The 10,074-nt window shown below is 68.0% G+C and carries 13 protein-coding genes; 6 read left to right on the top strand and 7 right to left on the bottom strand.

Translation table 11 applies throughout. The annotated features are described in order from the left end of the window. Positions 1–82: 82 nt before the first annotated feature. The 5 genes from UC32_RS14745 to UC32_RS14725 all read right to left on the bottom strand — a co-directional run bounded on the left by UC32_RS14745 (position 83) and on the right by UC32_RS14725 (position 3,160). Positions 83–523 carry a LapA family protein gene (locus UC32_RS14745; protein WP_045731939.1) on the bottom strand — a complete coding sequence of 147 codons (441 nt, stop codon included), beginning with the start codon at positions 521–523 and terminating at the stop codon, positions 83–85. 78 nt (positions 524–601) lie between these two features. Beyond that, on the bottom strand, positions 602–1,003 hold the full coding sequence (locus UC32_RS14740; protein WP_045731938.1) for a hypothetical protein: 402 nt from the start codon (positions 1,001–1,003) through the stop codon (positions 602–604). An 82-nt stretch (positions 1,004–1,085) separates the two neighbouring features. Next, a complete protein-coding gene (locus UC32_RS14735) occupies positions 1,086–1,289 on the bottom strand; it encodes a hypothetical protein (protein WP_045731937.1) in 204 nt (67 codons plus the stop codon). A 112-nt stretch (positions 1,290–1,401) separates the two neighbouring features. Continuing rightward, a complete protein-coding gene (locus UC32_RS14730; RefSeq protein WP_045731936.1) occupies positions 1,402–1,632 on the bottom strand; it encodes a hypothetical protein in 231 nt (76 codons plus the stop codon). 118 nt (positions 1,633–1,750) lie between these two features. Further along, the gene (locus UC32_RS14725; protein WP_045731935.1) at positions 1,751–3,160 is read right to left on the bottom strand and encodes an amidase; all 1,410 of its coding nucleotides are present in this window, start codon (positions 3,158–3,160) and stop codon (positions 1,751–1,753) included. A gap of 111 nt (positions 3,161–3,271) precedes the next feature. On the opposite strand from UC32_RS14725, the gene UC32_RS14720 reads away from it, so the two are divergent. The 3 genes from UC32_RS14720 (at position 3,272) to UC32_RS14710 (ending at position 4,891) form a co-directional block, all read left to right on the top strand. Then, positions 3,272–3,598 carry a rhodanese-like domain-containing protein gene (locus UC32_RS14720; RefSeq protein WP_045731934.1) on the top strand — a complete coding sequence of 109 codons (327 nt, stop codon included), beginning with the start codon at positions 3,272–3,274 and terminating at the stop codon, positions 3,596–3,598. Next, positions 3,598–4,578 (top strand): prephenate dehydratase, encoded by a 981-nt coding sequence (gene pheA / locus UC32_RS14715; RefSeq protein ID WP_082072132.1) that lies wholly within the window; start codon positions 3,598–3,600, stop codon positions 4,576–4,578. The genes UC32_RS14720 and pheA overlap by 1 nt, the downstream gene beginning before the upstream one ends. A gap of 94 nt (positions 4,579–4,672) precedes the next feature. Then, positions 4,673–4,891 carry a hypothetical protein gene (locus UC32_RS14710; RefSeq protein WP_045731933.1) on the top strand — a complete coding sequence of 73 codons (219 nt, stop codon included), beginning with the start codon at positions 4,673–4,675 and terminating at the stop codon, positions 4,889–4,891. 28 nt (positions 4,892–4,919) lie between these two features. On the opposite strand, the gene UC32_RS14705 is transcribed toward UC32_RS14710, so the two are convergent. Further along, complete coding sequence (locus tag UC32_RS14705; protein ID WP_045731932.1) at positions 4,920–5,999, bottom strand: diacylglycerol/lipid kinase family protein; 1,080 nt, start codon at positions 5,997–5,999, stop codon at positions 4,920–4,922. A gap of 90 nt (positions 6,000–6,089) precedes the next feature. On the opposite strand from UC32_RS14705, the gene serS reads away from it, so the two are divergent. Together serS and UC32_RS14695 are read left to right on the top strand one after the other, a co-directional pair. Then, the gene (gene serS, locus UC32_RS14700; protein WP_045731931.1) at positions 6,090–7,370 is read left to right on the top strand and encodes a serine--tRNA ligase; all 1,281 of its coding nucleotides are present in this window, start codon (positions 6,090–6,092) and stop codon (positions 7,368–7,370) included. A gap of 173 nt (positions 7,371–7,543) precedes the next feature. Next, complete coding sequence (locus tag UC32_RS14695) at positions 7,544–8,599, top strand: type IV toxin-antitoxin system AbiEi family antitoxin domain-containing protein (RefSeq protein WP_045731930.1); 1,056 nt, start codon at positions 7,544–7,546, stop codon at positions 8,597–8,599. A 92-nt stretch (positions 8,600–8,691) separates the two neighbouring features. Here UC32_RS14695 and UC32_RS14690 read toward each other — a convergent pair whose 3' ends face one another. Continuing rightward, a complete protein-coding gene (locus tag UC32_RS14690; RefSeq protein ID WP_045731950.1) occupies positions 8,692–9,228 on the bottom strand; it encodes a GNAT family N-acetyltransferase in 537 nt (178 codons plus the stop codon). 278 nt (positions 9,229–9,506) lie between these two features. Here UC32_RS14690 and UC32_RS14685 point away from each other — a divergent pair, with 278 nt between their 5' ends. Further along, complete coding sequence (locus UC32_RS14685; protein ID WP_045731929.1) at positions 9,507–9,929, top strand: hypothetical protein; 423 nt, start codon at positions 9,507–9,509, stop codon at positions 9,927–9,929. The last annotated feature ends 145 nt before the right edge of the window (positions 9,930–10,074 follow it).

Raw genomic sequence — 10,074 nt, 5'->3', positions numbered from 1 at the left:
TCCCCGCCGCAGCGTTGGTGGGGCTGCTTGGGTGCGTGGTCGGCTTGTGCGGCTTCCTCACCCGGATGCTGGGCCGGCGCTGTCAGCGGCGCTGCCGCACCCGTGCCCGGTGGGCGCTGGCCCGCAGTTGCAGGATCCGGGCACCGCCGGCTGCCGCCACCAGGACCCCGCCGGTCACGCTGGCGATGAACAGCGCCATGCCCAGCGGGACGGATCCTTCGAGGCCCAGGAACTTCACCAGCACCAGCTCCTGGTTCTGCAGGATGAAGATGATGAGCAGGATCAGCAGCACCAGGGCGGCCACCACGGCCGCCCAGATAACACCGGTCCGGGTGACCTGCCGCTGGGCCGTTCCGGGGGTGGGCGCAGTGGAGGCGCCGGCCGCAGGAGTATCCGGGGAGTACGAGGGTGCATTGCCGTAGGGGGCGGTGCTGTCGGCACCGCTTGCGGGGCCGGAGGAAGGGGTTCGGGCCCCTGGCTCCTGCCGCCCATTGGATTCTGGCGTGGTCTGTCCGGCGCTCATGTTCGTCCCCTTCCTTATGATAAGCATGCTTATCACCCAACCCTAGCCGGGATTCGGCGCAGCACAACAGAGATTGCTTCAGGTGCCGCCTAAGCGTTCAGCGCTGAGGCGTTCCGCTGCCGTCAACTCACCCGCTTCATCCGCCAGCAGGGTCCAATGCGACGTCGTGCCGTCCGGGCCCGCCTGCGAGCCCCGGGACAGTGCAACGCGGATACGACGGCGGACCTCGCCTTCCTGCTCCGGCTCGGCCGCAAAGACAGTCCGCAGGGTCAGCGTCATGCCGTTCTGGTGCGCGCCGCTCTGTGCACCGTTCTGTCGCGCGGCGGTGCGCTGGACATCCGTGTGATGGGCGGCGAGCGGGCACGGCGGCGGGTGTTCCCACTGTCCGCAGAGCGCCACGGTGATCGCTGCCCCCGGAGCGCCGGTATCGCCGTCGTAATCCAGCCTGAGCGAGGCGGCGTGGACGTAGGCTGCGCTCATACCGTAATTCTCTCCTGTGGAAACCACCGACTGGGTTAACGGGGCGGGACGGGCCGCGGAGGCCCGTCCCGATGCTGCGGCGTCAGACCCGCTCCTCGCTCCGCTCTGCAGAGGGGGTGCGCGGTGTTGGCGACCTGCGCCAACCCGGGAAAGCCCAGAACGTGTAGTCCTGTGCCTTGACCCGCGGTTCCGGAGTTCCTGCCGGAGCTTCTTGCGTGGCTTCAGGCTTGCGGCTGGTTTCCTTCTTGTCGCTCCGCCCGAAATCCTTGGTGTATCCGTAGCACATCACAGACCTCCTTCCAGTGGCTGCGCTTTAATCGTCCTCCTGAAAAGCCCGGGAGTCGACACCCGGACGGGACGGATCCCGGTCCGGGCGGCAGCACCAGCGAAGAGGAGCGCTACTGGCCGGCGGAGACCACGTCCGCTGCCTCGGCGGGCCCGTGGAAATCGCACGGCCCCGGGTGGCGGAGGGGCAGGAGGCAGGTCCGGCCGGAGGGCAGGTGGACCAGGGCGCAGCGGCCGGTGAGCGCCAGGTCCTCGCGGACGTTGGCGTTGCTCAGGTCGGGCCGGGTCTCGTCCACTTGCCCGGAGATGCCGGCGTCCGTGGTGGTGGGGTATTCGGCGTTCATAGTGGGCAACTCCCCGTCGAGCGGTGGCTGGATGGACGTGACGCCTTTCCAGTCTGCTCCCGCCGGGTTACGTGCGGGTTAAGGGTGCGTTAGGAGCAGGTCAACAGGATTGGCGCCGTTACAGGCCCAGCTGGTGCCCCACCTGCAGCAGCAGCTGTTCCGACCCCATCGGCCCAACGAGCTGGATTCCCATCGGCAGCCCCTGGCCAGGCGCGCCTCCTGTCCAGTAGACCGGGAGGCTGATGGCCGGCAGCCCGCACACGTTGACCATGGAGGACCAGGGCGCGAATTCGCACTGCTTCCGGTAGTCGCCGTCGGCGTCCCCCGGCCATTGCGCAGACGGCCAGCGCTCGCCGCCGTGGCCCGTCCCGGTAAACCAGCCCACCGGTCGGGGCGTTTGCGCCAAGGCCGGCATTAACATGAGGTCCCATTCGGCGTACTGCGCCACGGTGTCGTGCTGGAACTGCCGCAGGAAGGCCAGGGCCTCGGACAGCTTGGCGGGGCTCCGCTGCTGTGCCCGGCGGCGAAAGGTGCGTGTCAGTGGGGCGAGCAGCGCTTCCCGGTGGGGGCTGATGCGGGCACTGCCTACCCCGGCGGTCCAGGCAGTGGTGAAGGCATCGGGGTACCTGTTGTCGTAGCGGATCGCCGCTTCGCCCAGCGTATGCCCCGCATGTTCCAGGAGCCGCTCGCCCTCCGCGAGGGCGTCCAGCGCTTCCTGGCCAGGTGTGAAGGGGAAGGTTGCAGACCACGGGCTGTCCAGTGTGACGCCGATGCGCAGCTTCCGCGGTTCCTGCTCCAGGGCGGCCAGGTAACCGGCATCCGGAACCAGCGCGTCCATCATCAGGGCGGCGTCGGCGGCAGTCCTGGACAGCGGTCCCGCCACCACCAGCCGGGCCGGATCGCCCTGGCTTTCCCCGCCGGGCACCACGCCGCGTCCCGGCTTAAGGCCCACCAGCCCGCAGGCTGCCGCCGGGATCCGGACTGAACCGCCGCCGTCGGTCCCGGGAGCGAAGGGGACCAGGCCCGCGGCCACGGCGGCAGCGCTGCCGCCGGAGGAACCACCCGAGCTCCTGCTGGGTGCATAGGGATTGCGCGACGGCGGTGCGACGCGGTTTTCGGAGTAGGCCGTCAGCCCGAATTCGGGCACCTGCGTCTTGCCCAGGGAGACGACTCCAGCCTCCTTGAGCTGTGCCACAAGGGGAGCATCCGCGGGCGCGGGCTTGTGGTCGAGGGCGGCGCTGCCGTGGGTGGTCACCACTCCGGCAACATCAGTCAGGTCTTTGAAGGCCAGCGGCATCCCATGCAGCAGCGGCAGTTCGCCTGCGCGGGAGCGGGCGTAGCGGGCGTCAGATTCACGCGCCTGTCCGATGGCCTGCTCCGCTGTCACGGTGATGAAGGCGCCCAGCATGGGATTGCGCTGCCCAATCCGGGCCAGGAAATGTTCCGCAGCTTCCACCGCAGAAACCCGGCCGCAGCGCAGGACGTCCCGCAACTGGACGGCGGAGAGGCTATGAAGCTCTTCGGTCACTGGTCCTCCTGGGGTCTCCCAGAAGCGTAACGTGCCCGGCCGCAGGCCCCTCGGCCGGGCCTAAGCACTAGGCTGGAAGCTGACTTTCGATCTGCCACGAAGGGATTCCCCATGAGCGACTTCGATTCCGTGCCCGTCAACGATGTTCCCGATAACGCCGTCATCCTGGACGTCCGGGAAGACTACGAATGGGTTGCGGGCCACGCAGAGGGTGCCCTCCACATCCCCCTGGACCAGATTCCGGCCCGGCTCGACGAGCTCGACCCGGACGCTGACGTCTACGTCATTTGCCGCACCGGCGGCCGCTCGTTCCGCGCCGCACAGTGGCTGACCGGGCAGGGCTACACGGCCATCAACGTCTCGGGAGGCATGGACCAATGGCTGGAATCGGGCAGGCCCCTGGTTTCGGACAACGGGCTTAAGCCGATGGTGCTTTAGTGCCCGGCCCTGTGCCCACCTACTCCTTCCTGGGCCCCGAAGGCACCTTCACCGAAGCGGCGCTGATGCAGGTGCCGGGTGCAGGGGACGCCGTCCGGGTGCCGGCCTCCAACGTGAACGCCGCCCTGGATGCAGTCCGGCACGGCTCCGCCGATGCCGCCATGGTGCCCATCGAGAATTCCGTGGAAGGCGGAGTCACCGCCACCCTGGACGCGATCGCGGGCGGCCAGGAACTCCGGATCGTCCGGGAGGTGCTGGTGCCCATCAGCTTCGTCCTGGTGGCGCGTCCCGGCACCCGCCTCGGAGATGTCCGGCGGGTCTCCACCCACGGCCACGCCTGGGCGCAGTGCAGGCTGTGGATGGACCAGCATATTCCGGGTGCGGAATACGTTCCCGGATCCTCGACGGCAGCTGCCGCGATGGGCCTGCTGGAACCTGACTGCCACTACGACGCCGCCATCTGTGCGCCGCTGGTTGCCCAGGAACAGCCAGGCCTCCCGGTACTGGCCGAGAACATCGGCGACAACCCGGGCGCTGTCACCCGATTCGTGCTGGTGAGCCGTCCAGGGAAGCTTCCGGAACGCACGGGTGCAGACAAGACCACGGTGGCGGTCCCACTGCCCGAGGACCGCCCCGGGGCGCTGATGGAAATCCTGGACCAGTTCGCCAACCGCGGCGTGAACCTGAGCCGGATCGAATCCCGGCCCACCGGCCAGTACCTGGGGCACTACTTCTTCAGCATCGACGCCGACGGGCATGTGGGCGATGCACGGATGGCTGATGCGCTGGCAGGGCTCCACCGCATCAGCCCCGCAACACGCTTCCTTGGCTCATACCCGCGGGCGGACCGGCAGCCCATCGAGGTTCAGGCGCACACCTCGGACCGGGCTTTCGCGGCGTCCCGGAACTGGGTGGGATCCATCCTGGACGCGGAATCTTTGCAGGTGGAAAGCGGTTCCGGGCCTTCGCCCACAGCGTAGGTAAATGCCGCCCGGGGTACTTCCCCGGGTTCTGCACTGTGCGTATGCTTGCCTGATCCACATGAAGAGTGGCCCCTAACGAAGGGAGCGGGTCATGTCAGCCGGCAGCAGCAGCGAGAACGATGGCCAGGGGATGATCGTCAACCCCAAGCCCTCCGCCGACAACCAGGACTGGGACGGCGACGACGCCGACCGCGCCGACCGCCTGCGCTTCGAGGAGGAACAGGCCATGATCCGCGAGCAGTCAGAGGAACGTGCCCATGCGAAGGGCGCGTCAGACGCCGCCAAGGAACCCAAACCGGACCACCACTGAGTCCAGCCCCGCCCCGGCGGCCGGCCCGCTAAACAGCAGTCCCGCCGTCGGGCCCGGAAATCCCCCGGACCCGCACCAGCAGGGACCCCGGCTGCACCTGAACCGTGAGCTTGGTAGCTTCACCGGACGTGTCGCCGTCCAACTGCGTGGGCATCGGTTCCGGGCACTTGATGACGATCCTGCCGGACCGGTACACGGTCATGATCGGCAGCTTTCCGCTGTGCTTGAACATGATCTTGCCGTACATCAGCAGCCAGCCGAACGCGCTACGGGGGCTCATCACCACCACGTCGAGCATGCCGTCATCAATCATGGCCTGCGGAATGAAGTCGATGCCGCCGGGCACCAGGCCGCAGTTGGCGAAGAGGACACTGCGGATGTTCCGCACCTGTTCCGGGCTGCCGTCCAGGGAGATGGACACTTTCTTCCGGCGCCCCGGAAGGTGGCGCATGCCGGACTCGGTGTAGGCGAGCCAGCCCACCGCCTTCTTCAGGCCGTCGTTGGTATCCGCGAGGACCTCGGCATCCATGCCGATCCCGGCAATCACCAGGAAGACGTGCTCCGAATAGGTGCCCGTGCGGGAATTCTCGATGGCCATCCGGGCCGTGTCGATGGAGCGCTGCCGCCCGAAGAGCGCGGTCTGGACGCAGCCGTGCAGGTCCGTGACGTCCACGTCCACGTTCCGTGCCAGCAGGTTGCCCGTCCCCAGCGGGATCAGCCCCATGGCCACATCCGTGTGCACCAGTGCCTCGGCCACCACGCGGACCGTGCCGTCGCCGCCGCCCACCAGGACGACGTCCGTCTTGGTGGCCAGGGCCGCCTGCATCTGGGTGAAACCGGGGTCCTCGGCAGTGGTTTCGTAAAAGCGCGGCTCATCCCAGCCGGCCGTCAGGCAGGCCCGCTGGATGGCCGCCCGGGCCTCGGCCGCGCGGGCCTTGATAGGGTTGATGATCACCGCCACCCGCTGCTTTTCGAGGCCCGGATCGTAGGCTTCGCCGGCCACGGCGCTGCGCATGTGCAGGGCCTTCAGCCGGCGAACGCCCCACCAGCTGGAGATGGCAAAGGCAAGGGCCACCGCTATCAGCAGGTAGAGAATCCAGTCGCTCATGGTGGTTCCACAGTAGCCCGGCGGAAGGCGCGCCGGACCCAGCGGCCCCGGCCGCCCGCCGTCGTGCGCCGTATTGGATACCCTTGTCTGGTGATCGACGTAAAAGACCTCAGCGAAAACCCGGACAAGTTCCGTGCCAGCCAGCGCGCCCGCGGCGCCGACGAATCAGTGGTGGATGCGATCATTTCCGCGGATTCCGACCGCCGGGCAGCGCTGATCCGCTACGAAAACCTCCGCGCTGAGCAGAACGTGTTCGGCAAGAAGGTGGCGCAGGCCAAGGGCGAGGAAAAGCAGGCGCTGCTGGCCGAGGTCAAGGAACTGGCCAACTCGGTCAAGGCCGCGTCCGCCGAGGCCGACGCCGCGCAGGCCAAGCAGGAAGAGCTGCTGCGCGCCATTCCCAACCTTGTTGAGGACGGCGTTCCCGAAGGCGGCGAGGATGACTACGTGGTGGTCAAGACGGTCGGCACTCCGCGGGAATTCCCGGACTTCGAGCCCAAGGACCACCTGGAGATCGGCGAGCTGATCGGCGCCATCGACATGGAACGCGGCGCCAAAGTCTCGGGTTCGCGCTTCTACTTCCTCCGCGGCGTCGGTGCCCGGCTGGAGATGGCGCTGTTGCAGATGGCCATGGAACAGGCCATCGAAGCCGGTTTCATCCCCATGATCACGCCCACGCTGGTGCGCCCGGAGACCATGCAGGGCACGGGTTTCGACGTGAAGCACGACGCCGAGATCTACCGTCTCGCCGAAGACGACCTTTACCTGGTGGGCACCTCGGAGGTGGCCCTGGCCGGGTACCACGCCGACGAAATCCTGGACTTCTCTGCCGGGCCCCTCCGCTACGCCGGGCAGAGCTCCTGCTACCGCCGCGAAGCCGGGTCGCACGGCAAGGACACCCGCGGCATCATCCGCGTGCACCAGTTCAACAAGGTGGAGATGTTCATCTACACCACTGTTGAGGAGGCCGCCGCCGAGCACCAGCGGCTGCTGGCCTGGGAAGAGGAAATGCTGGCCAAGTGCGAGCTGCCGTACCGGGTCATTGACACCGCGGCCGGCGACCTCGGCAACTCCGCGGCACGCAAGTACGACTGCGAAGCCTGGGTCCCCACGCAGGGTGCCTACCGCGAACTGACCTCCACCTCCAACTGCACCACGTTCCAGGCCCGCCGCCTGAACATCCGCGAGCGTGCGGTCAACGCCGAGGGCGTCGCCAAGGGCACCCGCTCCGTCGCCACGCTGAACGGTACCCTGGCCACCACCCGCTGGATCGTTGCGCTGCTGGAACACCACCAGAACGCCGACGGGTCGGTCAACGTGCCGAAGGCCCTGCAGAAGTACCTGGGCGGCCTTGAGGTCCTTCCGGTCCTCTAGGTTTCCCCAGGTGGCCGTTGGCCGGGCGCTTTTCCTGGGCTTGTTCGCGGATCCGAACCTTCACGGTTCTGACCCGCGAACAGGCTTGGGAATCCCCGGAGGCGATCCGGCAGCTGTCCACATAGGGGTTCCGCTGCCTGCCGCGCGGGCCGTTCTGCCTGCATTCTGTGGGGATGGAGATCCCGCCCGGACTGATCGATACCGCTGCCATCCTGCGCACCGGCGCCACCACCGATAGCTTGCACCGCGCCTTCCGGGCCGGCCAGCTCGTCCGGATCCGGCGCGGCTTCTACGTGCCCACTGAGGATTGGCTGCGGGCTCGTCCTTCCGAGCGATTCGCATGGACGACGACGGCGGTGGCCAGGTCCGTCAAAGGTGCGGTTCTGTGCGGGCAAACGGCAGCCGTTGCCAGTGGGTTGCCCACGCTGGGGACGCCGCCCTGCGTTGAGGTGGCCACAGCCCTTCCCGGCCGCAGCGGAACCCGGGCATCCACGCTCCTGGTCCTGGGCGAAAGCGGCGCGGCCGAGGAAGTCCGGCGGACCCGTTCCTACCCCCTCCGGTACCGGCTCGGAGCCGTGCCGGAGCCGGTCCGGTCAGGGGAATTCGTGTGTTCGGGTTTGATCCGGACCGCGGTGGATGTCCTGGGCTCCGCGGAACTGGACCAGGCCCTGGTGGTTGCCGACGGCGCTGCCCGCACGCTTCGAGGGGCGGGGATCCTTGGCCCCGGCGCCACCCTGCTGTCCGTGCCGGGAATTGCGGCAGGCATCGCAGAGCTTCCTTCGGCGGCTGGCAGGCGCCGCGCCGAACGGGTGGCTGCCCTTGCAAGCCCGCTGCCCGAGTCCGTCGGAGAGTCCTACAGCCGGGCCGTGGTTGAGTTCCTCGGGTTTGAGCAGCCCGTGCTGCAGCAAGTCTTCAGTGACGGTGCGGGTTTCATTGGGAGGAGCGACTTCTGGTGGCCGCGGCAGGGCGTGGTGGGGGAGTTCGACGGCAAGGCCAAATACGTCGAGGCCGCACAGAGGGACGCGATCACTGCGGAAGAAGCGGTCTACCGGGAGAAGCTCCGCGAGGACCGGATCCGAGCGCTGGGCCACGGCTTTGTCCGCTGGCGGTGGGCCGACCTGGCGGATCCCAGCAAACTCCAACGGAAGCTGCTGGCCGCAGGACTCCGCCCGGGTGTGGGCATGCCGGCGGCTGTTGGTCATAGGCTTGTTCGCCGGTCAAAGCCGTGAAGGCGGGGTTCTGCGAAGAAGCTTAGGAATGGGCTCGACGGCGCGCTGGTTGGAAGCGCACCACGGGCTGCCAGGGCAGCCTGGTGCAGTGGTCAGCCGGTTGCGAGGTCCAGGGTGAAGACGGCGAGCTGGACCTTGGGAGCCGGCCGGGGCTTCTCGCGGTCGGGGCGGCGCACGTAGCCGTACCGCTCGTACAGGTTCTGGGAGCCATGGTTGTCCACGCCGGTGTCGAGGACAATTCGCTCTGCACCCTGTGCCACGGCGAGTTCCGCCGCCCGGTCCAGCAGCAGCCACCCGAGCCCCCGGCGCCTGGCTTCCGGCAGCACGGCCAGCAGCCGGACTTCCGCTTCACCCGGCTCTGCCTGGCGGGCCAGGGCCGAACCGTGCTGCAGCACCGTCACGGTGCCCAGCAGTTCGCCGGTGGTGGTGTCCTCGGCTACCAACAGGTCGCCGGCCGCTGCCCGGGCCCCGGCGTCCACCAGCAGGTCCAGCCGCTCGGCGTCGGGCTGCTTGGCTCCCGGAAGGTGGTGCCCAAAACCACGGAAGGTCAGCTCACCAACGGCCTCATATTCAGATGCCCGGGCCGCGCGGATCACGGCGGTCTCCAATGCCTGTGTGGGGACTGTCAACGTTCCTGCCCTTCCGCCGTGGGTTCGGCCTGCCTTGTTATTGTCTTCAACCGGCGCGTCCATCCGGTGCTTATGACCGGCGCTGGACCGGTCCTTGAACCGACAGGCTATCGGTGGGTCGGGCCGCATCCCACCCAAGGGAAACAGGGCGTCGCAGGCAGTCACTTAAGGCAATGCAGGGACATGTTTTGCCTTGCGCGACGGCGCATTGCGGCCGGTGTTGTGCCGTCCCCACCCCGGTGGTTGTGTGGTGGCACAGGCATCAACAGGGGGAACCAATGGACGCAAACCCGGGGCCGGCGTCGACCGCGGCACGCAACGAAGTAAGCGGCGGAGCAACTGTCGGTGGCGAACACCGCAAGGAAGCGGCCGGGCCCAGTACCGATGCGAACGTGCGGCAGGGATCGCGACGGCGGCGGGGTTCCTCCGCCAAACCGCGCCGGTCCGCCGGGGGCACGGCGGCCCATGGCAACGAGCACGCCGCTGATCAGGGCCAGGACTGGCACGGTTTCGATACAGGGCACCTGGTTGATGTCCAACTGCCCGACGGCTTCTCCTTCCCCGGGACCGTGGACGCCAAAACGGCCGATTCCAGTGTGATCTGGGTCAGGAGCGACGCCGGTGCGCGCCGGATGTTCGGCCGTTTTGAAGGAGTCCGCCTGGCACCGCTGAACCTTCGGCAGCAGCGTCCGGGACCTTGACCGGCAAGGACGCGGTGCCGTGACGCCACCTGTACTGACACCGAACAACAGCCTCAACACCAGCCATCACAGGAGACCGTGTGCCAGCCACTCTCAGCCATAGGATCAACATGCTCTGCGGAGCAGACCTGGCCGCCTTCCGCGC

The sequence above is a fragment of the Pseudarthrobacter chlorophenolicus genome (genome assembly GCF_000962805.1).
In the GTDB taxonomy this organism is placed as follows: domain Bacteria; phylum Actinomycetota; class Actinomycetes; order Actinomycetales; family Micrococcaceae; genus Arthrobacter; species Arthrobacter chlorophenolicus_A.
Note: the sequence above shows the minus strand (reverse complement) of the source record. Positions and strands in the feature narration are given on the sequence as shown.